Here is a 24,985-nt window from a genome sequence, read left to right as displayed (position 1 = left end):
GGAGGGCGGCTGAGTGCCCTGGCCCGGCTGGCGAAGTTCGAGTTCGTCCTCGACTACTACCTGAGCGCACTGATCGTGGTCAGCGCGCTCGCCCCCGAGGCCCGGCTGGCCGGGGACACCTGGCTGACGCTCGGCCTGTTCATCCTGGGCCAGGTCGGCGTGGTCTCCGCGGTGATGGTCTTCGACGACATCAACGGCTACCAGGACGGCAGCGACCGCGCCAACTACCTGGGCGGCGACGGGACTCCACTGCGCCCGCTGGAACGCAAGCCGCTGCTCACCGGCGAACTGACCGTCCGGCAGGCGTACTGGTTCGGATTCCTCGCGCTCCTGTGGGGCGCGGTGTTCTGGACGGCCGCCGCCGTCACGGCGCAGCACCGTCCCGTATGGGCGCTGGCCGTCACCGCCGCGGTCCTGCTCACCAGCTGCCAGTACTCGTGGGGACTGAAGTTCAGCTACCGCGGACTCGGCGAGATCCTCATCGCCGGCTGCCCGATGGCCCTGGTGATCGCCCAGTACGGGTTCACCGCCGGCCACCTGCCCGCCCTGGTCCTCGTCGAGGCCGGCCTCTTCGGGCTCTGGCAGATGCTCGTCTCCGCGTACTCCAACACCAAGGACATCGAAGGGGACCGGGCCGTCGGCCGCAGCACCGTCGCCGTCCGCACCTCCGAGGCCGGCAACCGGCGGTTCATCGGGGCCCTCAGCGGCGCCGACCTGCTGCTGGTCTGCGGCGGCGCGGCCCTGCTCGGCTGGGCCCCCTGGTGGTCCGTGGCGGCCATGCTGCCGCTGGCCGTACTGCGGGTGCGCCAGTACTCCGACTTCCTGCGCGGCAAGGACGCGCTGCTGGCCCGGATGCGCGGGGTGAAGGCGTTCCGGACCGGAGTCGCCGGCCTGGTGCTGGTCAACTTCATCCACTTCACGCTCTGACACACGGCATCGACGCCGTACACAGCCACGTACCGCGCACGAGCGGACGGACAACAGGGGAGAGACATGAGCGGCAAGGGCGGGCCGACCGGCCTGGGAACACTCTTCGCGCACTACGCGTCGCGGGGACACAAGACGAGGATCCACCTCAGCCGGCCGTTCGACTTCGCGCCGGACCTGGGCACCGACCTCGGCGTCCAGGACCTCGCCGGACTCGTCGAAGAGGCGTCCGCGTGGATCCACGCGGCCGGTGCGCGGGCCGGCGACCGGGTCGCCATCGCCAAGCCGAGCCACTGGGACTACCTGATCCTCGCCTGCGCGGCGGCCCGGATCGGCGCCCTGCCGGTACTGGTCGCGGGCGGGCTGCCCGCCGACACCCTGCAGACCGTCCTCAAGCGGGCGGACGCCCGGGTGCTCGTCACCACCGAGGAGATCCTGCGCACCGCCTCGGAGTCGGGCGCCGACCTGATCACGCTGGCCGAGACCGTCGTCTCCATCGACCGGCCCTTCCCCGGCGCGCTCACCATGGATGACCTGCGCGGCAACCGCATCCCGCCGGCCGTCGAGACCGCCTCGTACGAGCCGATGGTGGCCACCCACACCTCCGGCACCACGGGCGTGCCCAAGCTGGTCGTGCACACCGCCGACACGATCATGGGGCACCTGGGCCGTACGGAGTCCATCCCGTGGCCGATCGTCGGCATGAAGCGCCGCGACACGGTGGCCACCTCCGTCGCCTTCAACCACATGCGCATGATCACCTGGTCCACCGGCATGCTGCGCCTGGAGCCCAAGCGCGCGCTGATCCTCGCCGACGCCGAACCGGCCACCGCCCAGCGGATGTTCAGCCGGTACCGCCCCACCTACCTGGAGACGCTGCCGGCCACGTACATCGGCTGGGAGGAACTGCTGGAGCGTCCGGACAACGTCTTCTCCGAAGTCCGCCTGTTCGTGAGCACCTTCGACGCGATGCACCCGCCGACGATCCGCCGCTTCCTGCACGCCAGCAAGCGGCCGTTCCCCTCCTGGCTGCAGGGCTGGGGCCAGTCCGAGACCGGGCCCATGACCTTCCGCCTGCTCACCAAGCGAGCCCTCGACGAGCAGGGCACCCGGCACCCCACCACCCGTGTCGTCGGCCGCCCGATCCCCGGGTTCACCGGCATGAAGGTGGTCGACCCGGTCACCATGGAAGAGGTCCCGGCCGGCACCCCCGGCGTGGTCCTCGCCCGTACCAACGGCCGCTGCATCAGCTACCTGGGCGAGGCCGACCGCTGGGCCTCCAAGACCCAGGGCGCCTGGTGGAACACCGGCGACTGGGCCGTGGTCTCCCGCACCGGCGCCTTCAGCCTGCTGGACCGCGAGGTCGACGTGATCCCCGGCATGAGCTGCATCGAGCTGGAGGACGTCCTCGCCGACCGGCTGCCCGAGCTGCAGGAAGCCGTGATCATCGGTGTCCCCGGCCAGCTCCCGCTGCCCGTGGTGTGCACCCGTGACGGCGCCTGGGACGAGGTCGCCTGGAAGCAGGCCACGTCCGACCTCCCGGCCCTGGCCGAGCCGCGCCGCCTCGACTGGAACGACATCCCGCGCACCAGCACCGGCAAGGTGCGCCGCCTCGAACTGCGCGAACGGCTCCTCGGCGAGGACGCCACGTTCGGCACCGGCCGCTGGACCTGAGGTCCTTCCCAACTCCCGAGGAGTGAGCACATGGCGCGACAACACCCGACCGAGGCCGCCGGCGGCAGCACCCGCGGCGGCACGGACATCGACGTCGCCGTCGTCGGAGGGGGCATCGCGGGACTGACCGCCGCCCACCGGCTGCGCGCGGCCGGCCGCAATCCCGTCGTGCTGGAGGCCGCCGACGCGGTCGGCGGCCGGATGAAGGCCCGCCGCGTGGGGGACTGGATCGTGGAGGAGGGCACCGAGACCCTCGCCGTCCACGGCTACGACGCGACCTGGCGGCTGATCGAGGAGACCGGCCTGGACCGCGACGGCGGCGTACTGAAGGTCAAGAGCCTCGCCGGAGTGTGGCGCGGCGGCCGCGCCCACGCCGGCACCGGCCACTGGGTGGGCGCGCTCACCGGCGGCGGCCTGTCCCTCGGCGGACGCTCCGGGCTGGCCGGACTCGCCGGCTCCCTGGTCCGCCAGGCCAAGCAGTTCGACACCCGCGACCCCGGCGGCAGCCCGCTGGGCACCAAGACCGTCCAGCAGCTCGCCGAGGGCCGTCACCGCGAGGTCTACGACTACGTCCTGCAGCCCGCGGTAGCCACCGGCTGGGGCTGGGACGCGACCCGCTCCACGGCCGCCCCGCTCGTCTCGACCATGGTCTCCACCTGGGGCCTGCTCGGCTGGCGCACCTACGAGGGCGGCATGGACGCGCTGGCCCGCAGGGTCGCCGAGAAGCTCGACGTCCGCACCGGGCACCCGGTCGAGGAGGTCAAGGAGACCGCCGCCGGGGTCCGCCTGGTGCTGGCCGACGGTTCCGTCCTGAACGCCCGCGAGGCCGTGCTCGCCGTACCGGCCCCGCTCGCCCGCCGGATCCACCCGGGCGCGCCCGCCGCGGAACTGCCGTACCTCGAGGCGTCCACGTACACGCCGATGATCCGCGTCACCTGCCTGGTGGACCGCCCGCTCACCCCGCCGCAGCGCCGCGGCTCCCCGTCCGTGTACGCGCTGCTGGTGCCCGAGGTCGAGGACGGGCGCATCAGCGGGCTCACCTTCGAGCACGCCAAGGCCGCCAACCGGGCCCCGAAGGGATCCGGCCTGGTCTCCATCCTGACCAGCCCCGCCGCGACCCGCGAGCTGATCGGCCTGCCGGACGAGGAGGTCCTGGCCGCCCTGCTCGGACGCGCCGAGAAGTACGCGCCGGGGCTGGGCGCGCACCTGCGCCAGGCCTTCGTGCACCGCTTCCCGCACGCGGCCCCCGAGGCCACCCCCGAAGCGGTGCGGCTCCAGCGGGAGTTCCTGGCCCGCCCGGTGCGCGCGGTCGAGTACGCCGGGGACTGGCTGTACCAGCGGCCCTCCAGCGAAGCGGCCGTACTGGCGGGCGAACTCGCCGCCGAGCGGCTGCTGTCGCGCTCCTGACCGGGACCGGGCCGGCCGGACACGGAACCTGACCGTGCCCGTCCGGCCCGGCTCCCAGGCCGCCGACGCTTTAGGCGTCCTTAGTGGGCCTGTTGAGATGCTCGCCGTCCGGACATGTCATAGACATGCGGACGGAGGGGGACCGAAAGTGCTCAGCGAGGAAGGCACGACGTACGGCGGCCACGGCCACGGGGGTGACGGCGGCGACGACGGCCGCGGCTCCGGCGGGCGCGCGGACGCGGCCTGGGAGGGCCCGGCCGCCGCGCCCGGCGGACTGCGCACCCTCGCCCCCCTGGTCGGCCGGGACACCGCACTCGCCGAACTGACCTCCGCGGTCCTCGCCGGGCACACCCGGATGCTCACCCTCACCGGGTCCGTCGGCGTCGGCAAGAGCCGCCTGGCCGCCGCCGTCTTCGACGCCGTCACCCAGGCCGGGATCCCCGGCCACTACCTCGACCTGGACACCCTCACCCCCGCCGAGGCCACCGCCGCCCTGCGCCGCCTGCACGACACCATGAGCGGAGCCGCCGAGGACACCGAACGGGCCCTGGTCGTCCTGGACTTCGGCCCACGCCCGCCGCACGACCTGGCCGGCCGGGTGGCCGCCCTCGCCGAGGCCTGCGCCCGGCTGAGCATCCTCTCGGCCGCCCCCCGGCCGCTCGGCGTCTACGGGGAACGCCCCGTCCCGCTCGCCCCGCTGCGGCTGCCCGAGCCCGCCGACACCGTCGACCCCGACCGGCTCGCCCGGGTCCCCGCCGTCCGGCTGCTGCTGTCCTGCCTGCGCGCCAGCCGGCCCGGCTTCCGGCTGACCGCCGAGAACAGCGCCGTCGTCGCCGAACTGTGCGTACGCCTGGACGGGCTGCCGCTCGCCGTCGAACTGGCCGCCTCCCGGCTCAAGGTGATCTCCCCGGCCGCCCTCCTGGAGGAGCTCGGCCGCTCCCCGGAGGCCCTGTACGGCACCCGCGCCGACACCACCTCGCGCCACCTGTCCATGACGGACGCCCTCGCGCACAGCTGGTCGGCCCTGCCCGAGCACCGCCGCGACCTGCTGGCCAGGCTCGCCGTGTTCACCGACACCTTCGACGCCGAAGGCGTCCGCGGGGTCCTCGCCCTCCCGCTGCCCGACGTCCACACGGCGCTCGCCGAGCTCGTCGAACACAGCCTGCTGCTGTGCGAGGAGCAGCCCGACGGGGAGATGCGCTTCCGGATGCCCTCCCTGCACCGGCAGTTCGCGCGGACCCTGCTGGAGCGCCGCCGGTCCTGGACGGAGGTGGAGGCCGCGCACACCGCGTACTTCACCGAGCAGGCCCACCACCTGCTCGGAGAACTCGACGGACCCGGACAGCGCGCCGCGCTGGACCGCCTGGGCCACGGGCACGAGGACGTCCTCACCGCCCTGGACAGCCTCGTACGGACCGGGGACGGCCGCGCCGCCGCCCGCCTGGCCACGGCCGCCGTGCCCTACTGGGTGCACCGGGGCGAGGGCCGGGCCGCCGTGGCCCGGCTGACCGCCGCCCGGTCGCACTCCGGGGGCGTCGCGGAGCCGGCCGCCCTCGCCGCCCTCGCCGCCGCCCACCTGGCCTGCGGATCCCTGGAGGCCGCCCGGGACTGCGCCGAGAAGGCCCTGAGCGCGTACCCCGCGGGCGAGGACCGCCGCGGCGCGGCCGGCATCCGCCTCACCCTCGCCCGCGTCCTGCACGAGCAGGGCGATCCCGCCTCCGCGCGGGCCCTCCTGGAGACCGCCCGCGACGGGTACGAGAGCCTCGGCGACGGCCCCGGCCGGGCCCGCGCGGCCGTGTTCCTCGCCGACGTGCTCGGCGCGCTGGGCCAGCGCGCCCAGGGGCTGCTCCTCGCCGAGGAGGCGGCCCGCGCCGGAGCGGAGGCCGGCGACACCCGGCTGTCCGCACTGGCCGCGCTGGTCAGGGCCCGCCTCCTCACCCAGGGCCCGGACGCCGCCGAGGCCCTCGGCCCGGCCCGCGAAGCCCTGCTGGCACTGCACGGCCTGGGCGACCTGCCCGGCACCGGGGCGGCCCTCCTCGTCATGGCCCGGGCCCGCGTCCGCGGCCAGGGCGGGACCGGCCAGGTGTGGGAGGCCGCGGCCCTGCTGACCGCCGCGGCCGGCGCCGTACGGGACCGGGTGGGCGGGCTCGTCCTGCCCGCGGAGCCCCACGCCCGTGACCTGCGGGCCGAGGCCCGGACCCGGCTCGGGGACACCGCGTACGAGAAGGCCTGCCGCGCCGCGCGCAGGCTCGGCCTCGACGAGGCGGTCGGCCGGGCCGTGGAACCCGTACGCAGGCCGCCCCGGGCGCTGCCGCGCACGGCGGGCACCGAGCTCCTGACCGTGCGCGAGCAGGAGGTGGCGGCGCTCGTCGCCGAGGGGCTGACCAACCGGGAGGTGGCGCGCCGGCTCGGCATCGCCGAGTGGACCGCGGTCAACACCCTGCGCAAGGTCATGCGCAAGCTCGACTGCAGCTCACGGGTCCACGTCACGCAGCGGATCCTGCGCGCCCAGCAGGCGGGCGCCGCCACCCGTTCCGCGGGCCCGCACCCCGACGCCGCGGCGCTCGACGCGACCGGCTGACCGGCGCGGGGAACGAAAGATCCCGTCCGGTCGTGGTGACCGGACGGGATCTTTTCCTGCTTGCTCCGAGGCGGCTCAGCCGGACAGTTCCCGCGCACGCACGCGGGCCCGCTTCTCGGCGTCGAGCACGTCGGACAGCGTGAGCGCGGCGGCGCTCGGAGCGTCCTCCAACTGCTCGTCCACCACGCGCTGCACGGTGGAGACGATGCCCGTGAACGGCAGCCGGCCCGCGAGGAAGGCACCCACGCACTCCTCGTTGGCGGCGTTGAACACGGCGGGCGCCACACCGCCCGCGCGGCCCGCGTACTGCGCGAGGCCGACGGCGGGGAAGGCCTCGTGGTCCAGCGGGAAGAAGGTCCAGGCCGTCGCCGCGGTCCAGTCGCAGCCGGGGGCGGCGTCCGGCACCCGGTCCGGCCAGCCGAGCCCCAGGGCGATCGGGATGCGCATGTCCGGCGGGCTGACCTGGGCCAGCGTGGAGCCGTCCGTGAACTCGACCATGGAGTGCACCACCGACTGCGGGTGGACCACCACGTCGATGCGGTCGAAGGGGACGTCGAAGAGCAGGTGGGCCTCGATGACCTCCAGGCCCTTGTTCATCAGGGTCGCCGAGTTCACCGACACCATCGGGCCCATGTCCCAGGTCGGGTGGGCCAGCGCCTGCTGCGGGGTCACGTTCTCCAGGTCGGCGCGGTTGCGGCCGCGGAACGGCCCGCCGCTGGCGGTGAGCACCAGCCGGCGCACCTCCGTGTCGCGGCCGCCGGTCAGGCACTGGTACAGCGCCGAGTGCTCGGAGTCGACGGGCACGATCTGTCCCGGCCGCGCCAGCCGCTTCACCAGGGGACCGCCCGCGACCAGGGACTCCTTGTTCGCCAGCGCGAGCACCGTCCCGGACTCCAGGGCCGCCAGGGTCGGGGCCAGGCCGATGGAGCCGGTGATGCCGTTGAGCACCACGTCGCACTCCAGGGCCGCCAGTTCGGTGGCCGCGTCGGGCCCGCCCAGCAGCTTCGGCAGCGCCCGGCCGCCGGCCCGTACGGCCAGCAGCTCGCGCAGGGCCGGCAGCGCGTCGGCGTCCGACACCGCCACGTACTCCACGTCGAGGAGGAGCGCCTGCTCGGCGAGCAGGTCCAGGCGTCCGCCGCCCGCGGCGAGCCCGAGCACGCGGAACCGGCCGGGCGAGCGGCGGATCACGTCGACCGCCTGCGTGCCGATGGAGCCGGTCGAGCCGAGGACGACCACGCTGCGGGGGCTGGAGGTGACCGGCTGGGCCACGCGCGGGTCGGCGAGCGGCGCGGCGGCCGCCAGGGGCTCAGACATGGGCGCCGCTCACGGGGAGGGCGGCCACGAGGGGGTGGTCCGCCGGCAGCGGGTCCGCGTGGGCGGCGCCGCCGGGGGAGCCGACGGTCTCGAAGATCTCGATGTTCGCGGGGCCGAACCCGGCCCACTCCTCCGGGAGGTCGTCCTCGAAGAAGATGGCCTCCACGGGACAGACCGGTTCACAGGCCCCGCAGTCGACGCATTCGTCGGGCTGGACGTACATCATGCGCGGGCCCTCGTAGATGCAGTCCACGGGGCATTCGTCGATGCAGGCCTTGTCCTTCACGTCGACGCAGGGCTGAGCGATGACGTACGTCACGGGTGGCTCCTCGGGGTGGCGGAAACGGTCCTGGTGTCGTTGCCGGCGCGAGCTGTCCAGCTCGCCCCGCATTCGAACCAGCGGGCCTTGTGACGGGCTAAAGGCGGGCTCGGCACCTTCCTGCCTTCAGAGCCCCTTAAGCCCCGCTGACTAACTTCCGGAGCCGCACCGTGGGACTCCTTTGGTCCCCCGCGCGGTGACGGAAGCAAGCCACCGGGAATCAAGGACATGGGGGGAAAATGTCGATCGATCTCGGGACGCCTCAGCTGTCCGCCGAACTGGTGGGCAGGGAACTCGATCTGATGGGTGTTCAAGGAAGGCTCCAGGACCCGACCGTCCGGCTCGCCACGCTCACCGGCCCCGCCGGGGTCGGCAAGAGCAGGCTGGCCGCCGAGGCGGCGCGCGCTCTCGCCGACGGGTTCCCGGGCGGCATCCGCTCGGTGGACCTGCCCGCCTGCGCCTCGCCGGAGGCGGCCGTGGAAGCGGTCGCCGGCGCGGTCGCGGCGGGCCTCGCGGACGCCGCCGCGGCGGACGCGGCGAACGCCGCGGACTTCGCGGACTTCGCGGACTTCGCGGACGCCGACGGCGCGGGCGGCCCCGCGCGGTTCCTGCTGATCCTCGACGGGATCGAGCACCTGACCGGCGTCCTCGCGCCCGCCGTCGCCGAACACCTCGCCCGGCACGCCGCGTTGACCGTACTGGCCACCGGACAGCAGGCCCTGCGCATCTACGGGGAGCGCGTGGTCCCGGTGGCGCCGCTGCCGCCGCCCGGACCGCTCGCGGAGCCCGAGGTCGCCGACGTCCAGGACAACCCGGCCGTCCAGCTCTTCACCCGGCGCGCCCACGAGGTGAACCCCGAGTTCACGCTCACCGCGGAGAACGTCGAGGCGGTCGTGGCGATCTGCAACCTCCTCGAAGGAGTGCCGCTGGTCATGGAGCTGGCCGCCTGGCGGCTGCGCCTGTTCCCGCTGCGCGAACTGCACGCCTGGCTGGTCCGGGGCGGCGACAGCCACCTGTCCGGGCCCGTGGACGCGCCCGCGCGCCAGCGCTCCGTACTGGCCATGGCCGAGTGGAGCTGCCGGGGCCTGAGCGACCGGCAGCGCACCCTGCTCGGGCACCTGGCCGTCTTCGAGGGAGGCGCCACCCTCGCCACCGCCGAGAAGGTCACCCCGCTGGCACCGGGCGAGAGCGCCGAGGCCATCGAGGCGCTCCTCGACCGCAACCTGCTCTCCCTGACCGAGCAGCCGCGCGCCGACAGCCGGCTGACGATGTCCCGCACGATCCGTACGTACGGGCTCGCGCTCCTCGCGGACTCCGACGGGGAACGCTCCGCGCGCCGGGCCCACGCCCGCCACTACCAGGGGCTCCTGCACACCCTCGACGCCCGCTTCAACGGGTCCGAGCAGCGCCGCTGGCTGCGCGCCGCCGCCGTCGAGCACGGCAACGTACTGGCCGCCCTCGCGCACCTCCAGGAGGAGGGCGACCTGCGGGGCCGGGCGGCGCTCGTCGCCGCCAGCCTGCGCCCCTGGCTGGTGCGGGGCGAACTCAAGGAGGGGCTGCGCTGGTTCGACACCACCGCCCAGGCCCTCCACGAGGAGCAGAACGCGCAGGGCGCGCCCGGCGCCAACGGCGCCCACGGCGGCCCGAACGGCCAGGGCGTCCCCCAGGACGAGGAGCTGCTGCGGTTGCGCGCCCGGCTCCACGACGGGGCCGGCTGCCTCGCCGCCGCCCTCGGCGACCACGACGGCGCCTCGCACCGGCACCGCCGCGCCGTCGCCCTCTACAAGCAGCTGCGCGACCCCCGGCAGGGCGCCCGCGCCTCCGCCCGCATGGGACTGGCGTACTTCCACTGCGGGGACCGGGCCGTGGGCCAGTCCCTGCTCTCCGCCGCCCGCGCCACGCTGGAGGCGCAGGGCGACACCGCCGGCTCCGCCGAGGCCGCCACCGCCCTCGCCGAAGCGCTCGCCGCCGGACCCGCCGAGGAGGTACGGGCACTCCTGGACCGGGCCGTACGCATCCACCGCCAGAACGGCGAGGTCCGCGACCTGGCCCGCACCCTGCTCGTCAGCGCCCGGGCCGCGCTGCGCGAGAACGACGAGGAGACCGCGCAGAGCGCGCTGCGCGAAAGCCTGCGGCTGTTCGACTCCATCGACGAGCGCACCGAACTGCCCGCCGCCCTGGAGGAGTTCGCCCTGCTCATCCAGAGCGCCGCCGGTCAGCCCCAGCGGGCCACCCGGCTCTTCGCCGCCGCCGAATCGCTGCGCCGGCGTACCGGGACCAAGGTCCCCGACGAACACTGGAACCGGGTCCAGGAGGCCGTCACCGGGCTGCGCCGCCAGCTCGGCTGGACCGTGTTCGCCACCGCCTGGGTCGAAGGCCTGCGGCTGCGTCCCGAGGCCATGGCGGGCGAGGCCCTGGCCGCCGTCGGGCCCGGCCGCGCCGAGGACCGCAGCGAGGCGGCCGTGCTCACGCCGCGCCAGCTCCAGGTGGCCCTGCTGGTCGCCGAGGGCCTCACCAACCGGCAGATCGCGGGCCAGTTGAACATCGCCGAATGGACCGTCGTCAACCACGTCCGGCACGTCATGCGCAAACTGGGCTGCAACTCGCGCGTACAGGTGGCCTGGGCCGTCGGCAGGAGGAACTGATGGCCGCACCGCGGCAGCCCGAAGCCCGCACCGCGCCGGAACCCGCCGACGGCGGGGTCCCGCTCGCCGACCTCCTCGCCGCGGTCCGGCCGCCGGCCGGCCTCACCGAGGAGTTCGTCCGGCAGGGCCGGTGGCGGCGCTCCACCGTCCTGCACGACCTGTACCGGGCGGGCGCCGCCCACCCCCACCGCACCGCGATCACCGCGCACCGGGCCCACCAGCCCGCCGGCACCCGGATCGCCCGGATCTCGTACGGGCAGCTCGTGGCGCTCGTCGACCGGTTCGCGCACGCGCTGGCCGCCCTCGGCATCCGCCCGGGCGACCCCGTGGCCTTCCAGCTGCCCAACTGGTGGGAGAGCTGCGCCCTGTTCCTGGCCTGTCTGCGCACCGGGGCCGTCGCGGTGCCGGTGATGCCCGGCTACGGCGCGCAGGACCTGGAAGCCGTACTGACCGCGGCCCAGCCCCGGCTGTGCGTGGTGCCCGACCTGTGGGAGGGGGCCGCGCCCGCCGAGACCCTCGCCGACCTCGCGCCCGCGCTGCCCTGGCTGCGCCACCGCGTCGTGCTCGGCGACGCCGAGTCCACCGGGGCCCTCGACTTCACCCGGCACTTCGTACGCACCCCCCACGAGCGCTACCAGCGCACCGGCTGGCTGCCGATGCCCGCGGACCTCGCCGACCGGATCTGCCTGAACGTCAACTCGGTGGGCCTGCGCGAAACCCACACGATGGACATGCACACGCCCAACACCCTGCACGCCGGTCTCGAGGCCGCGGGCGCCCCGCACCCCGGCGAGGCGAGCTTCTCGGCGCTGCCGCTGGCCGTGCTGCCCTCGCTGCTGCACGCGGTACTCGGCCCGCTCTCGCGCGGCGGCACCGCCGTACTGCAGGACGTGTGGGACCCGGAGACCGCGCTGGACCTGCTGAGCCGCACCGGGGCCGGACTGGCCTTCGCCACCCCCGCGCAGTGGTCGGAACTGCTGGCCGCGCAGGCGGAGAAGCCCCGGGACCTGAGCACCCTGCGCCGGGCGCTGTCCTCCGACGCGGCCGGCACCCCGGCCGGGCTGGTCCTGGAGCTGCGCGAGACCTGGCGGGTGCCGCTGACGGCGGGCGCGGAGCCGGCCCCCGGGCAGGAGTCCGGGCGGCCCGGGCCGGCGTCCCGGCTGGCCCGGTGGCAGCGCGGGACCGGCGGTCTGCGGCCGACCTGGGAGCACGGCGGGGAGGCGGCGGGGGGCGCCCCCGAGGTCTCGGACGCGGCGGCTCCGGAGGAGGTCGGCGGGGTCTTCCTGATGCCCGTAACCGAGGTCGAGCAGCGATTGGCGGCCCATCCCCGGATCGAGGAGGCCGCCGTACTGGCCTACGTGGACCCCCTGCACGGGGAGCTGGCCTGTGCCGTGGTGGTCCCGGCCGGGGACCCGCCGAGCCTGCCGGAGCTCTGCGAGCACCTGCTGGGCCTGGGCACCGCCGAGGCCCACCTGCCGGCCCGGCTGGAGCTGGTCGGCGCGCTGCCCCGCGCGGGGTCCGGCGCCCCGGACCGCCGCCGGCTGCGCGCGATGCTCACCCGCCGCGCGGCCCTGGCCGCGGCCCCGTCCGCGGACTGACGGCGCCGCGGACCGGCAGTCCCGCCCGGCCCGGCGTACAGCGGCCCCGTCCTTCACCGCGAAGGACGGGGCCGCTGTCTGGTGGGGCACGGGTGGAGGGGGCGGGGTGGCCTCGGCACACCGAGGGGAGGCGGCCGGGCGGCGGCGCGGCGCCGCGGGACCCTTCGGTCACAGGACCTTCACGCTGGGCGCGTCGCCGGCCCGGGAGGACCGCTCCTCCGCCGGCATCGCCTCGACCAGCTTGAGCGCCTCCTCGATGAGGGTCTCCACGATCTTCGACTCGGGGACGGTCTTGATGACCTCGCCCTTCACGAAGATCTGGCCCTTGCCGTTGCCGGAGGCGACGCCGAGGTCGGCCTCGCGGGCCTCGCCCGGACCGTTGACGACGCAGCCCATGACCGCGACGCGCAGCGGAGCGTCCAGGCCCTCGAGACCGGCCGTGACCTGGTCGGCCAGCTTCCACACGTCGACCTGGGCGCGGCCGCAGCCGGGGCAGGAGACGATCTCCAGGCCGCGCTTCTTCAGGTTCAGGGCCTCGAGGATCTGCAGGCCGACCTTGATCTCCTCCACCGGGGGAGTGGAGAGCGAGACGCGGATCGTGTCGCCGATGCCCTCGCCGAGCAGCGCGCCGAAGGCGACCGCCGACTTGATGGTGCCCTGGAAGGCGGGGCCGGCCTCGGTGACGCCGAGGTGCAGCGGGTAGTCGCACTGGGCGGCCAGCTGCCGGTACGCCTCGATCATGACGACCGGGTCGTTGTGCTTGACGGAGATCTTGATGTCCTGGAAGCCGTGCTCCTCGAACAGCGAGCACTCCCACAGGGCCGACTCGACGAGCGCCTCGGGCGTGGCCTTGCCGTACTTCTTCAGCAGCCGCTTGTCGAGGGAGCCGGCGTTGACGCCGATCCGGATCGGGACACCGGCGCCGGAGGCGGCCCGGGCGATCTCCTTGACCTTGTCGTCGAACTGGATGATGTTGCCTGGGTTGACGCGGACCGCCGCGCAGCCGGCGTCGATGGCGGCGAAGACGTACTTGGGCTGGAAGTGGATGTCGGCGATGACCGGGATCTTCGACTTGCGGGCGATCTCCGGCAGGGCGTCGGCGTCGTCCTGCGAGGGAACCGCGACGCGGACCATCTGGCAGCCGGCCGTGGTGAGCTGAGCGATCTGCTGGAGCGTGGCGTTCACGTCCGAGGTGAGCGTCGTGGTCATGGACTGCACCGAGACGGGGGCGCCACCTCCGACGGGGACGTTGCCGACCATGATCTGGCGGGTGTGGCGGCGCGGGGCGACGGACTTGGGCGGCAGGGTGGGCGAGCCGAGCAGAACGGTCATGACGGTGGATCCCTTCGGGAAACTTCGGACGGGCGGGTACGGGCGCTGCGGGCGGTATGAGCGAGCACGAGCGGGTACTGCGGGCCTTGCGGGCCTTGCGGATGCGCCGGTCAGACCAGCTGCCCGGCCGGCCGCACGGCGGCGGCCGCGGCGGCGTCCTGCCGCTGCAGGGCTCCGGAGAGCTTGAGGGCGATGTCCCCCGGGGTCAGGCCGAGGGCCTTGAGGATGTCGGCGCGCTTGGCGTGGTCGAGGAACTCCTGGGCGATGCCGAACTCGCGGGTGGGGGTGTCCACGCCCGCGGCGCGCAGGGCCATCGCCACCGCCGAACCGGCGCCGCCGGTCAGGCCGTTGTCCTCGACGGTCGCCACCAGGCGGTGCCGGGCGGCCAGCGGGATCAGGGCCGGGTCGACGGGCTTGATCCAGCGGGGGTCGACCACGGTGCAGCCGATCCCGTCCGCCTCCAGCAGCGAGGCCGCGTCCAGGCAGGTCTGCGCCATGCTGCCGACGGCGACGAGGAGGACGTCCTCGCTCTCGCCGCGGTGCAGGACGTCTATGCCGCCCACCTTGTCGACGGTGTCGATGTCGGACTGCACCGGGCCCTTGGGGAAGCGCACCGCGGTCGGCCCGTCGCTGACCTCGATGGCCTCCTGGAACAGCTCGCCCAGCCGGCGGCCGTCGCGGGGGGCGGCGATCCGCATCCCCGGCACCAGGTTGAGGATCGACATGTCCCACATGCCGTTGTGGCTGGCGCCGTCGTCGCCCGTGACACCGGCCCGGTCCAGGACGAAGGTGACCGGCTGCTTGTGCAGGGCCACGTCCATCAGCGCCTGGTCGAAGGCACGGTTCATGAAGGTCGCGTACATCGCCACCACCGGGTGCATGCCGCCCATGGCGAGGCCCGCCGCCGAGGTCACCGCGTGCTGCTCGGCGATGCCGACGTCGAAGGTGCGCTCCGGGAAGGCCAGCGAGAAGTCCCGCAGCCCGGTCGGCTCCAGCATCGCCGCCGTGATCGCCACCAGGTCCTCGCGGCGGTGTCCGGCCTTGACGATCTCCTCGCTGAACACCGAGGTCCAGCTGCGCGGGGCCGGGGTGGCGGGGGCCTTCGCCCGGCCGGTGCTGATGTCGAAGGCGGCCGTGGCGTGGAAGCGGTCCAGCTCGTGGTTCTCGGCCGGGGCGTAGCCGTTGCCCTTGGTGGTGATGACGTGGACGAGCACCGGGCCGCCGAAGTGCCGGGCCCGGGTCAGGGCCTTCTCCAGCGCCACCGTGTCGTGGCCGTCGACCGGGCCGATGTACTTCAGGCCGAGCCCGTCGAAGAGGTTCTGCGGGGCGACGGTGTCCTTGATGCCCTTCTTCGCGCCGTGCAGGACGTCGTACAGACCGCTGCCCACGACCGGGGCCTTGGCGACGAGCTTGCCCCACTCCAGGACCTGGCCGTACTTGTGCGAGGTGCGCAGCTTGGTCAGCTGCTCCGCCAGGCCGCCGATGGTCGGCGCGTAGGACCGGCCGTTGTCGTTGACGACGATGACGACCGGAAGGTCCTTGTCGGCCGCGATGTTGTTGATGGCCTCCCAGCACATGCCGCCGGTCATGGCGCCGTCGCCGATGACCGCGACCGCGAACCGGTCCTTCTGGCCCTTGAGCTTGTACGCCTTGGCCAGGCCGTCGGCGTAGGACAGGGCGGTGGTGGCGTGGGAGTTCTCCACCAGGTCGTGCACCGACTCGGAGCGCGAGGGGTAGCCGGAGAGGCCGCCGGCCTGGCGCAGCCCGTCGAACTGGTCGGCGCGGCCCGTCAGCATCTTGTGCACGTAGGTCTGGTGGCCGGTGTCCCAGACGATCGAGTCGTGCGGGGAGCGGAACACCCGGTGCAGGGCGATCGTCAGCTCGACGACACCGAGGTTGGGGCCGAGGTGGCCGCCGGTCTTGGAGACCTTCTCCACCAGCGTCTCGCGGATCTCCGCCGCCAGCTGGTTCAGCTGCCCGTGGTCCATCGAGCGCAGGTCTTCCGGGGTGCGCACGGCCCGCAGCAGCCGGCCCATGCCCTCGGCGCGGTCCCGGTGGCCCTCGGCCGGCACGAAGCGGATCTCCGTGGACGGCTCCAGGCCGATCTCGGGGCCGGTCTTCGGGGTGTCGGTGGCGATCAGGACGTTGTAGTGGTTGGGGAAGTGGCAGGCGTCGTAGCCGAGGACGGTGCCGACGCGCTGGTCGCCGGACCAGACCTCGTCGCCGCGGTCGAGGACACCGCCGTTGGTGAGCTCGACGAAGCCGAGGAAGGCCACCCGGTCGATGGTGCCGCCCGGCTGGGTGGTGACCTGGTCCGTGGTGACCAGCTCGTGGATCTCGCCTTCCCGCACGCATCGGCTGGTGTACGGCTCCAGGACCATGCCGCGGTCGTCACGGCGGTGCTTGAGCACCTTGACGACGATGCCGCTGACGCTCTTCTTACGACCGTTCTCCGGGTGTGCCATGACAGTTCAACTCCCTTGGTGCTGTGCTGGATCGATGCGTACGGGAAGGCCGGTACCCGAGGCCGGGATCAGTGGACGGCGGCCGTGCGTTCGGCGCGGTAGACCTCGTGGACGAGTTCGAGCGTGGCCAGTCCGTCCGGCCAGGTGGTGCGCTCGCCGCGCAGCACCTCGGTGAACTCCTCCAGGACCCCGACGTACTCGTGGCCCAGCGAGCTCTTGAAGCCGGGGTAGCCGCTCAGCATGTCGGCGGAGAACCGGCGGCCGTCGGCGAGCACGACCTCGACGTCCTTGAGCTCCCCGTGGCCGTAGTCCCAGTCCAGGTCCACGACGGCCTCGGCGCCGGCGGCGGTGATCAGCCGGATCACGGCCTGCTGGTCCACGCCGTTGGCGTCACGGGTGACGTCGGCTCCGGCCAGCGAGACGTCACCGAGGAACAGGTGCACCACGTCGATGGCGTTGGGGCCGTTGTCGGCGACCGCGCCGCCGCCGCACCGCTCCGGGTTCAGGTACCACTGGTCGCGGCCGACGTGCTCCTCGATCTTCTCCCAGTAGCGCACCGTCACCTTCTCGACGGGGACGTCGGCCGGCAGGCCGGCCAGCAGCTCCAGGACGTTGGTGTTGTAGCGGCGGTGGTACGCGGTGAACAGCGCCACCTTGTGGACGGAGGCCAGGGCCCGCAGGGTGCGGCCCTCCTCCACGGTGATCGCGAGGGGCTTCTCGACGCAGACCGCGCGTCCGGCGCTCAGCGCGTCCTGCACGACCGCGAAGTGCACGTCGTTGGGGACGTTGACGACGACCGCGTCGAGTTCCGTGCCGGCCAGCAGCTCGCGGTGGTCGCGGTAGGTGGGGATCTTCCCCTCGAAGGGGGCCAGCACCTCTTCGTTGAGGTCGCACACGGCGGCCAGTTCCAGGCCCGGGAGGTGCTCCAGCGCCTCCAGGTAGAAGCGGGAGATCACTCCCAGCCCCACGATGCCGATACGGATCTTGCTCATCGTTCTCCTCCAAGGGGAGCGGGCGGGACGAGGGAGTACTGCTCGGCGACTTCCAGCAGCTCGCCGTGGAGGGCGGCTGCCAGCGGTACGCCGTTCTCACGGGCCTCCTGCGCGTGCCGGTCCTCGGGCCAGCCGGGGTAGCTCACCGGCCGGGCGGGGTCGATCGCGGGGGCCCCCAGCAGGGAGGCGAACAGGTCGTCGGCCTGGGCCAGGAAATCGCCCTCGGGGCGCAGCGTGCCCGGTGCGATCGCCAGCGCGAGGAAGCCGATGTTGTCGTCGCGGCCGTTGGGGCGGGCCCCGCCGAGCTCCCCGGTCGGACCGAGGTTCGCGCCGGGCAGCAGCGCGGCCAGCGTCTCCACGAGCAGGCTCAGCCCGTACCCCTTGTACGAGCCGGTCTCGGGGCGGCCACCCAGCCACTGCAGGTGCGCCTCGCCGCGGTCGAAGGCCCCGGGGTCGGTCACCGGGGTGCCCGCGTCGTCGGCGAGCCAGCCCTCGGGGATCCGCTTCCCGGCCCGCTCGGCGGCCCGTACCCGGCCCGTGGGCACCACGGTGGTGCTCATGTCCAGGACGTACGGGGGGTGTTCACCGGCCGGTACGGCCAGGCTGAACGGGTTGGTGCCGAGCATCGCGGCGGCGCCGCCCGGCGGGCGGATGATGCGCTGCCCGCCGCAGTTGCCGGCCAGCAGCCCGATCTGGTTGCGCCGGGCCAGCTTGCCCGTGAAGTATCCGGCGCACCCGAAGTGCGTTCCGTTGTACAGGGAGACGAGGCCGATCCCGTGGGCCTGCGCCCGCTCGGCGGCCAGGTCCATCGCGGCGCCCGCCGACCACAGGCCCAGGGCCCGGTGCGAGTCCACGAGGACGGCCGCGCCGCGGTCGGCGACGATCTCCAGATCGGCCTTCGGGTCGGCGCGCCCCTCGTCGAACAGGGGCAGGTACTGCCGGGTCAGGTTGGCCAGGCCGTGGGAGCTGACCCCGGTCAGGTCGCCGTACACCAGCGCCTCGGCGGCGGCCAGCGCCCGGTCGGCGGCCAGGCCCCGGCGGGTGAACACCTCGGCGGTGAAGCCGACGAGCTCGCTGTAGTCGAGCCGCACGGTGCGGGACCGCTCGGCGGTGGATGTGGCGGTGGTCATGAGTGAGTCCTCGGGTTCCTCTGGTCGCTCTGGTTGCTCATCGGGTCGTCGGCGTCGGATCGGTGGTGGCGAAGGCGATCAGCAGCCGGGCGATGTCCCCGGCGAACAGTTCGAGTTCCTCCCGGTCGGCGAACTCGCCCTCGGCGTGGGCGTTGTTGCACTGCAGGTCACCGGGCCCGAACACGGCCGTGAAGCTGTCGGGCAGCCCGTCGGCCCAGATCGCGTCGCAGGTGAAGGCGGGCTCGTCGGCCGGCCAGCGCTCCAGTCCGGCCCCCTCGGTCAGCAGCCGCTCCGCCCACGCGTCGGAACCGTCCAGGGCGGGCAGGCCCCGCTTGAGCCAGTCCAGGGTGGTGATCTCCTCCGCGTCGGCGGCGGTCCGGCCGATCAGCTCGCTGCCGGCGAAGCGGTGGCGGAAGCCGGCCAGTGCCAGGCGCAGCTCCCGGCGGGTGGCCTCCTCCAGCGCCACCCCGTCGGCGCCGGAGCCGTAGGACAGGTTCAGCAGCAACTGCCCCGTCCCGTAGACCTTGTTGTGCAGCGGTCCCGTCTGCAGGCCGGCCACGCACACCTGGCCGCTGTTCGCGTACCGCGGCAGGGCGTCCGCCAGGTGTCCGGCGACGTGCCCCAGCAGGACCGTCGCGTTGTGTCCGGCGGCCGGGGCGTCGTCGATGGAGTCGTCGCCCGCCACCCGCACCCGGGCCGTCATCGCGGCCGTGGAGCGGGTCAGCAGCCGCCGGCCCGTCGGCTCGCAGAAGATGTTCAGCCGGCCCGTGAACCCGCGCTCGATCAGCGGCCGGGTGCCGTAGACCCCCATGGCGCCGCCCTCTTCGCCGGAGACCAGCTGGATCAGCACACCGGTCTCGCGGCCGATGGCCGGCTCGGCGTCCACCGCCGCCCGGATTCCCGCCAGCAGGGCGACCGCGGGACCCTTGGCGTCGATGGCGCCCCGGCCGTGGAAGCGGTCGCCGTCCAGCGACACCGGCTGCACCCCGGCGACCGTGTCCACGTGGATGTTGAACATCACCGTCCGCGAGTGCGGCAGCTTCGGCCCGAGCCGCAGCACCAGGCTGGGCTGCGAGGCGAGGAACTCCTCGTCGTCCCGCACCGCCCACCGCACCACCGCCGGGACCTGCTCGTCGGCCAGCTCGTCCGCGTCGGCGGTGCCGTGCCACTCGACGGTGAAGCCCAGCTCCCGCGCCGCCTCGGCGTAGGCCCGCTGCGCCTCCCACAGCCGGACCTCGCCGCCCGCCCCGGTCTCCAGCGGACCGGCGGTCGGCAGGGACAGCAGCCGCAGCAGCAGCTCGTCGTCCCCGGCGGTGAGCGGCGCCGTCCGCAGCAGCTCAGTGGTGGATGCCGGCACGTGCGTACTCCTCTCTCGTCTCGTTGTCGTCGGTGGCCGCGGCCACGACCTCGGTGGCGACCAGGTGTTCCAGGTGGCGCCCGTACTCCACGAACAGGTCCGGGCCGTCCTCGCCCAGTTCGGTGCGGCTCTCGTGCGGCCGCAGCGCCAGGTGCGGTTCGATCGACCAGGCGCCGGTGTACCCGTTGTCCAGCAGCAGCCGCAGACACCGGGCCACCTGGCTCTCGCCGATGCCGGGCAGCGTGTACGCCGCCCGCGCCCCGCTGCCGACCGCGTCCTTCACGTGGACGTGGGCGACCGCCTCGGGGCACTGGCTCATCAGCCGCTCCAGGACCGCGTAGGCCTCGTACTCGTACGCCGCCCCGTTGCCGGTGTCGAACAGCAGCCGCAGCGCGGGACTGTCCACCTCCTCGAGCAGCCGCAGCATCCGATCCGCGCTGCGCCCGGCCCAGCCCGCACAGTTCTCGTGCAGGAGGACCAGGCCCGAGGCGTCCGCCCGGGCGGCCAGCAGCCGCATCCGGCGGATCACCTCGCGGCCCCAGTCGGCCTCGTCCCACCCGTCGTTGGGGTAGGACATGACCCGCACGTAGCGGGTGCCGAGGGCGGCGCACCGGTCGACGAGCCGGTTCAGCTCGGCCAGGTCCTGCTCGACGCCCTGGCTGATGGGCCGCGACCAGTCCGCGATCCGCGAGTCCACGCAGGCGGTGCCCAGCCCCGCCTCCTCCAGCGCCCGCAGGCAGGCGCCGAAGGCCGCGTCGTCCAGGTCCGCGATCGCGACCCCGCCCACGCTGCGCATCTCGATCAGCTGCCAGCCCAGTCCGGAGACCGCGCGGACCTGCTGCTCCAGCGTGCGCCCGGCTTCGTCGCCGATCCCCGCGTAGAGGATTCCGGGGGCGGCCTCGCCCCTCGGGGCGCGCCGCGCGAAGGTCCGCAGGTCAGGAAGCATGGGGCAGTGCCTCTTCCTGGAGGGCCTCCTCGAGACGGGCGATCCTGGCCAGTTCCTTGGCCTCCGCGAGCACGGTCGTCACCCGGGCGTTGAGCCGGAAGTCGGCTTCCAGGTCCGCGTCCGTGGTGAACTGCTCGTACGCGTGGATCAGGAACCGGGCCAGGGAGTCGTCCCGGAAGACCGAGCGGACGTTCTTCCCGTCGGCGGAGGTGTTCAGGTGCGCGTAGTCGTCGCTCTCGCTGATCGGGTAGTGGCCCACGGCCCACCCGTCGCTGAACCCGAGGCGGATCACCCGTTCCCGGATCGGCGAGGCCAGGTCGGAGAAGATCTCCGTCTGGACGCCGGCGTCGTGCTCCAGCAGCAGCCGGGCCGCCCCCATCTCGGGCACGACCTTGTCGCCGACGTGCATGTCGTGCAGTTCGGCCCCGGCCGTACGGCCCGCGCCGGCCAGCTTCAGCGCCACGCCCACCGAGTGCGGCAGCTCCACGTCGAAGGCCGTCGGGTGGCCCTCGGTCTGGAGGGTGCGCACCAGGCGCGGCTTGCGCTGCGCCACGAAGATGGTCTCCAGCGTGCCGAGCTTGCCGCCCTGCACCAAGGAGCGCAGCCGGGTGGTCAGGGCGCTCTGCAGCCAGTGCGCCACGACCATGACCTTCAGGCCGTGGCCGGCCCGCAGGGCGTCGATGGCGGCCAGTTCCTCGGTGTCGGCCACGAGCGGCTTCTCCACGAGGATCCGGTCGAACCCCAGCTCGGCCAGCTCGCGCAACGGCTCCAGCCGGTGCGTGGGCGGCGTGCACAGGTGGACGATGGTGTCCTTGGGGTCCAGCAGTTCGGCGGCCTTGGCGAGCTCCGGTACGGAGATCACCTCGGCGTCGGTGAGCTGCGGGGTGTGCGGGTTGAAGTCGTAGACCACGGGCGGGAGACCGGAGATGAGGGCGGCGCCGCGCTCGGTGCGGCGCAGCCGCTCCAGGACGGTCCAATGGAGCCCGTGACCCGCCCGGCCGAAGCCTACGATCAGTGTTCTGGGCATGATTCGCTCCCGTTGGCGCTCGAGGTCAGTGGCTTCGGTAGGCGACCCGGGTAGCGAGCCGGGAGAACTCCTCGCACCAGGACTGGTCCAGTCCGGACCGGGCGATCGACTCGCAGGCCTTGTCCACGAGTCCGGCGATGGTGCGCTCCACGGTGGCGCGGACCCCGGTCTCGTCGAGGATCCGGCGCAGCAGGTCGACGTCCCAGGGGGCGCCGTCCTTGCGGTCGAGGATCGAGCGGACCCGCGCGTCCTGCTCGGCGGCCAGCGCCAGCAGCAGGGTCATCTTGTGCTCGGCGAAGTCCAGTCCGGTCGGCTTGCCGGCGTCCTCGGTGGTGCCGAAGGCGTCGATGAGGTCGTCGCGGAGCTGGAAGGCCTCGCCGAGGGCGAGCCCGTACGTCTCGAACGCCGAGGCCAGGTCGGGGCGTCCGGCCAGGGTGGCGCCGAGCACCAGCGGGCGGTGGATGGTGTAGCGGCCCGACTTGCACACCGCGATCCAGCGGGAGAGCGAGGGGTCGACCACGCCTTCCGCGGCGACCGCCACGTCCAGGTGCTGGCCGATGACCATCTCGGCACGGAGTTCGTCCCACACGGCGCGCGCCGGGGCGGGGAAGCGGGTGGTGAGCTGGTCGGCGTAGATCAGGGCCAGGTCGCCGGCGAGGACCGCGACGCCCTCGCCGAACCGGCGGGACTCGCCCTGCCAGCCGTTGATCTGGTGCTCGGCCTCGTGCAGCCGGTGGACGGTGGGGGAGCCGCGGCGCAGCGAGGAGTTGTCCACGACGTCGTCGTGGATCAGCGCGAATGCCTGGAGGAGTTCGAGCGCCGCCGAGGCCTCGATGGCGACCGAGTCGGACGGGTTGCCGCCGGCGGCCAGGAAGCCGCTGAGGGCGAACACCGGGCGGAGCCGCTTGCCGCCGCTGGCGACGAGCGAGGAGATCGCGTCCACCGGCTGGGCGGCGCGCGGGTTGATGCCGTACCAGTACGCGCGCTGGTGCTCGACGAACTGCTCGAGCCGCTGTTCCACCTGGTCGAGCATTCCGGCCCGGAGTTGCTGAATATCGGTATCGACGATCGTCATGGCAGCCTTCTCTGAGATGAAATCGGAATGTGTGCGAAATCGTGTGAAGATTTCGGGATAGATCACCGAACCGATGCCCCGGTGAGGCTTGCCGGCAGGCTGAAGACCACGTTCTCGACGGCGGTCTGCTCGAGTTCGATGTCGACGTAGCCGAGTTCCGTCAGCCGATCGAGGAGCTGGTCGATCAGGATCTCCGGCGCGCTCGCCCCGGCACTCACGCCGACGGAGGAGACCCCGTCGAGCCACTCGGTGCGCAGGTCGCCCACCTCGGGCACCAGATGGGCGGCGGTTCCCAGGTCGCGGGCCACTTCGACCATCCGGATGGAGTTGCTGGAGTTGACCGAACCGACCACCAGCACCAGGTCGCTGCGCTGCGCGATCGCCTTCACGGCGTTCTGCCGGTTCTGGCTGGCGTAGCAGATGTCGCCCTTGCCCTCGAGCAGCGGGAACCTGTCCTTGAGGGCGTCGATGACCCCGGAGGTCTCGTCCAGCGACAGCGTGGTCTGCGACAGGTAGGCCACGTTCGCGTCGGTCGGCAGGTCCAGCGCGGCCACCGCCTCGACGTCCTCGACGATGATGGTCGACGCGGGGGCCTCCCCGTAGGTGCCCTCGACCTCCTCGTGGTCGCTGTGGCCGATCAGCAGGATCGTCTTGCCGTCACGGGCGTAGCGGATGGCTTCCTGGTGGACCTTGGAGACCAGCGGGCAGGTCGCGTCGATGACGTCGAGCTCGCGGTGGGCGGCGTTGGTGCGGACGGCCGGCGAGACCCCGTGGGCGGAGAACACGCAGACCGAGCCCTCCGGGACTTCCTCCTCGGAATCCACGAAGATCGCGCCGCGCTGTTCCAGGGAACGGACGACGTAGTGGTTGTGGACGATTTCCTTCCGTACGTATACGGGTGCTCCGTACTTGTTGAGGGCCTCCTCGACGATCTGAATCGCGCGGCGCACACCGGCGCAGAATCCACGCGGCTCCGCCAGAATCACCTTTTTCGGAGCTCTGGTTTCTGACATCTGGTGTTCTCCCGTTTCGGTCGGTCGCGGTGAACTCGAGATTGCCGACAAGGCCGGAAACCAGTCAACGAATACCGGCCCGGGCGGCCGTCCCCGGAGCCGGTGGGCCGGATTTCCGCCCGTTCGCTGCCACGCCCGTCGTCGCCGCCCGTCGCTCTGCCACCCCACCCGCCCCGGTCCACCGCCGCCTTGTCATACGCCTGTCATCCGGGCCGGGGAGTCGCTGCGGGCCGGCCTGCGGTGCGGTGGCTAGAGTCCTGAGAGATGGGTCGATATGACGGCCACTCAACAACGGTTAGCTTGAGGAGACTTCGGATGACAGTCGACGCGAAGACCACCGAGAAGGCCCTGCGGCTGCGGGCGTTGAGCGAATCGTTGCTGGTGCTGCCGAACGCCTGGGACGCGGCCAGCGCGGCGGTGATCGAGTCGGCCGGAGCCTCGGCGATCGCCACGACCAGCGGCGGCGTGGCCTGGGGGATCGGCCGCGGGGACGGCCAGCACGCCACGCGCGCCGAGATGCTGGAGGCGGCCGCGCGCATAGTGGCGGCCGTGGACCTGCCGGTCACCGTGGACGTGGAGGGCGGCTACGAGGACGTGGCGCGGACCGTGCGCGAGGTCGTCGCGGTGGGCGGCGTCGGGATCAACCTGGAGGACTCCAAGGCGTCCGACGGCACCCTGTACACCGCCGAGGAGCAGGCGGACCGCATCCGTACCGCCCGTGCGGCCGCGGCGGAGGCGGGGTTGCCGGAGCTGGTGGTCAACGCCCGTACGGACGTCTTCCTGTTCGGGATCGGCGAGGAGTCGGGCCGGCTGGCGGACGTGCTCGCGCGGGGGCTGGCGTACGCGGAGGCCGGCGCCGACGGGTTCTTCGTGCCCGGCCTGCTGGACCTCGAGGCCCTGGCCGAGATCGCGAAGGGGCCGCTGCCCGTCAACGCCCTGGCGGGCCCGGGCGGTCCGTCGGTCGCCGAGCTGGCGCAGGCCGGGGTGCGCCGGATCAGCGTCGGTACCGCCGTGGCGCAGGCCGCGTACTCGGCGGCCCGCTCCGCCGCCGAGGAGCTGCTGGCGCAGGGCACGTACGGCGGTCTCGGCGGCACGCTCGACTACGGGACGCTCAACGGGCTGTTCTTGAAGTAGGCCCGGAACCGCACACGGCCGTGGGGGGCGGCGCCCCCGCGGGGCGGGC

18 protein-coding genes are annotated in these 24,985 nt (G+C 73.5%); 7 read left to right on the top strand and 11 right to left on the bottom strand.

What is annotated here, in order from left to right; all coding sequences use genetic code 11:
• The 4 genes from ACWGDE_RS16180 to ACWGDE_RS16165 all read left to right on the top strand — a co-directional run.
• Positions 1-927, top strand: a 927-nt coding sequence (locus ACWGDE_RS16180) for a UbiA family prenyltransferase (RefSeq protein WP_453389628.1), incomplete at its 5' end; no start/stop codon positions are given.
• A gap of 66 nt (positions 928-993) precedes the next feature.
• A complete protein-coding gene (locus ACWGDE_RS16175) occupies positions 994-2,601 on the top strand; it encodes a class I adenylate-forming enzyme family protein (protein ID WP_453389627.1) in 1,608 nt (535 codons plus the stop codon).
• A gap of 30 nt (positions 2,602-2,631) precedes the next feature.
• Complete coding sequence (locus tag ACWGDE_RS16170) at positions 2,632-4,008, top strand: protoporphyrinogen/coproporphyrinogen oxidase (RefSeq protein ID WP_453389626.1); 1,377 nt, start codon at positions 2,632-2,634, stop codon at positions 4,006-4,008.
• Positions 4,009-4,156: 148 nt separating this feature from the next.
• Complete coding sequence (locus ACWGDE_RS16165; RefSeq protein ID WP_453389625.1) at positions 4,157-6,589, top strand: ATP-binding protein; 2,433 nt, start codon at positions 4,157-4,159, stop codon at positions 6,587-6,589.
• A 75-nt stretch (positions 6,590-6,664) separates the two neighbouring features.
• On the opposite strand, the gene dxr is transcribed toward ACWGDE_RS16165, so the two are convergent.
• Together dxr and fdxA are read right to left on the bottom strand one after the other, a co-directional pair.
• A complete protein-coding gene (dxr, locus tag ACWGDE_RS16160; RefSeq protein WP_453389624.1) occupies positions 6,665-7,903 on the bottom strand; it encodes a 1-deoxy-D-xylulose-5-phosphate reductoisomerase in 1,239 nt (412 codons plus the stop codon).
• A complete protein-coding gene (gene fdxA, locus ACWGDE_RS16155; protein ID WP_453389623.1) occupies positions 7,896-8,222 on the bottom strand; it encodes a ferredoxin in 327 nt (108 codons plus the stop codon). The genes dxr and fdxA overlap by 8 nt, the downstream gene beginning before the upstream one ends.
• A gap of 239 nt (positions 8,223-8,461) precedes the next feature.
• Here fdxA and ACWGDE_RS16150 point away from each other — a divergent pair, with 239 nt between their 5' ends.
• Both ACWGDE_RS16150 and ACWGDE_RS16145 read left to right on the top strand, forming a co-directional pair.
• Positions 8,462-10,867: a LuxR C-terminal-related transcriptional regulator gene (locus ACWGDE_RS16150; protein ID WP_453389622.1), complete on the top strand. Its 2,406-nt coding sequence runs from the start codon at positions 8,462-8,464 to the stop codon at positions 10,865-10,867.
• Complete coding sequence (locus ACWGDE_RS16145; protein ID WP_453389621.1) at positions 10,867-12,465, top strand: AMP-binding protein; 1,599 nt, start codon at positions 10,867-10,869, stop codon at positions 12,463-12,465. Before ACWGDE_RS16150 ends, ACWGDE_RS16145 begins: the two co-directional genes overlap by 1 nt.
• A 168-nt stretch (positions 12,466-12,633) precedes the next feature.
• Here ACWGDE_RS16145 and ispG read toward each other — a convergent pair whose 3' ends face one another.
• The 9 genes from ispG to ACWGDE_RS16100 all read right to left on the bottom strand — a co-directional run bounded on the left by ispG (position 12,634) and on the right by ACWGDE_RS16100 (position 23,802).
• Positions 12,634-13,797 carry a flavodoxin-dependent (E)-4-hydroxy-3-methylbut-2-enyl-diphosphate synthase gene (gene ispG / locus ACWGDE_RS16140; RefSeq protein WP_453389620.1) on the bottom strand — a complete coding sequence of 388 codons (1,164 nt, stop codon included), beginning with the start codon at positions 13,795-13,797 and terminating at the stop codon, positions 12,634-12,636.
• A 110-nt stretch (positions 13,798-13,907) separates the two neighbouring features.
• Positions 13,908-16,262, bottom strand: a complete 2,355-nt coding sequence (gene dxs / locus ACWGDE_RS16135) for a 1-deoxy-D-xylulose-5-phosphate synthase (RefSeq protein WP_453389619.1) — start codon at positions 16,260-16,262, stop codon at positions 13,908-13,910.
• Positions 16,263-16,330: 68 nt separating this feature from the next.
• The gene (locus ACWGDE_RS16130) at positions 16,331-17,254 is read right to left on the bottom strand and encodes a Gfo/Idh/MocA family protein (RefSeq protein ID WP_453389618.1); all 924 of its coding nucleotides are present in this window, start codon (positions 17,252-17,254) and stop codon (positions 16,331-16,333) included.
• Positions 17,251-18,384: an Ldh family oxidoreductase gene (locus ACWGDE_RS16125; RefSeq protein ID WP_453389617.1), complete on the bottom strand. Its 1,134-nt coding sequence runs from the start codon at positions 18,382-18,384 to the stop codon at positions 17,251-17,253. Before ACWGDE_RS16125 ends, ACWGDE_RS16130 begins: the two co-directional genes overlap by 4 nt.
• 37 nt (positions 18,385-18,421) lie before the next feature.
• Positions 18,422-19,741 (bottom strand): M20/M25/M40 family metallo-hydrolase, encoded by a 1,320-nt coding sequence (locus ACWGDE_RS16120; RefSeq protein ID WP_453389616.1) that lies wholly within the window; start codon positions 19,739-19,741, stop codon positions 18,422-18,424.
• Complete coding sequence (locus tag ACWGDE_RS16115; protein WP_453389615.1) at positions 19,722-20,687, bottom strand: sugar phosphate isomerase/epimerase family protein; 966 nt, start codon at positions 20,685-20,687, stop codon at positions 19,722-19,724. Before ACWGDE_RS16115 ends, ACWGDE_RS16120 begins: the two co-directional genes overlap by 20 nt.
• A complete protein-coding gene (locus ACWGDE_RS16110) occupies positions 20,677-21,714 on the bottom strand; it encodes a Gfo/Idh/MocA family oxidoreductase (protein WP_453389614.1) in 1,038 nt (345 codons plus the stop codon). Before ACWGDE_RS16110 ends, ACWGDE_RS16115 begins: the two co-directional genes overlap by 11 nt.
• A gap of 25 nt (positions 21,715-21,739) precedes the next feature.
• Positions 21,740-22,789, bottom strand: a complete 1,050-nt coding sequence (locus tag ACWGDE_RS16105; RefSeq protein WP_453389613.1) for a polyprenyl synthetase family protein — start codon at positions 22,787-22,789, stop codon at positions 21,740-21,742.
• Positions 22,790-22,851: 62 nt separating this feature from the next.
• Positions 22,852-23,802: a 4-hydroxy-3-methylbut-2-enyl diphosphate reductase gene (locus tag ACWGDE_RS16100; RefSeq protein WP_453389612.1), complete on the bottom strand. Its 951-nt coding sequence runs from the start codon at positions 23,800-23,802 to the stop codon at positions 22,852-22,854.
• 315 nt (positions 23,803-24,117) lie between these two features.
• Between ACWGDE_RS16100 and ACWGDE_RS16095 the strand changes: the two genes are divergently transcribed.
• Positions 24,118-24,936, top strand: a complete 819-nt coding sequence (locus tag ACWGDE_RS16095) for an isocitrate lyase/PEP mutase family protein (protein WP_453389611.1) — start codon at positions 24,118-24,120, stop codon at positions 24,934-24,936.
• Positions 24,937-24,985 lie beyond the last annotated feature (49 nt).

Source organism: Streptomyces sp. NPDC054956, assembly GCF_053609185.1.
This window is presented reverse-complemented; position numbering and strand designations above follow the sequence as displayed.

Coding starts and splice junctions, on each gene's coding strand:
- ACWGDE_RS16105 (WP_453389613.1), bottom strand. CDS start 22,789: ATGACGATCGTCGATACCGATATTCAGCAACTCCGGGCCGGAATGCTC.
- ACWGDE_RS16170 (WP_453389626.1), top strand. CDS start 2,632: ATGGCGCGACAACACCCGACCGAGGCCGCCGGCGGCAGCACCCGCGGC.
- ACWGDE_RS16145 (WP_453389621.1), top strand. CDS start 10,867: ATGGCCGCACCGCGGCAGCCCGAAGCCCGCACCGCGCCGGAACCCGCC.
- ACWGDE_RS16150 (WP_453389622.1), top strand. CDS start 8,462: ATGTCGATCGATCTCGGGACGCCTCAGCTGTCCGCCGAACTGGTGGGC.
- dxr (WP_453389624.1), bottom strand. CDS start 7,903: ATGTCTGAGCCCCTGGCGGCCGCCGCGCCGCTCGCCGACCCGCGCGTG.
- ispG (WP_453389620.1), bottom strand. CDS start 13,797: ATGACCGTTCTGCTCGGCTCGCCCACCCTGCCGCCCAAGTCCGTCGCC.
- ACWGDE_RS16110 (WP_453389614.1), bottom strand. CDS start 21,714: ATGCCCAGAACACTGATCGTAGGCTTCGGCCGGGCGGGTCACGGGCTC.
- ACWGDE_RS16095 (WP_453389611.1), top strand. CDS start 24,118: ATGACAGTCGACGCGAAGACCACCGAGAAGGCCCTGCGGCTGCGGGCG.
- ACWGDE_RS16100 (WP_453389612.1), bottom strand. CDS start 23,802: ATGTCAGAAACCAGAGCTCCGAAAAAGGTGATTCTGGCGGAGCCGCGT.
- ACWGDE_RS16125 (WP_453389617.1), bottom strand. CDS start 18,384: ATGACCACCGCCACATCCACCGCCGAGCGGTCCCGCACCGTGCGGCTC.
- ACWGDE_RS16175 (WP_453389627.1), top strand. CDS start 994: ATGAGCGGCAAGGGCGGGCCGACCGGCCTGGGAACACTCTTCGCGCAC.
- ACWGDE_RS16130 (WP_453389618.1), bottom strand. CDS start 17,254: ATGAGCAAGATCCGTATCGGCATCGTGGGGCTGGGAGTGATCTCCCGC.
- dxs (WP_453389619.1), bottom strand. CDS start 16,262: ATGGCACACCCGGAGAACGGTCGTAAGAAGAGCGTCAGCGGCATCGTC.
- ACWGDE_RS16115 (WP_453389615.1), bottom strand. CDS start 20,687: ATGCTTCCTGACCTGCGGACCTTCGCGCGGCGCGCCCCGAGGGGCGAG.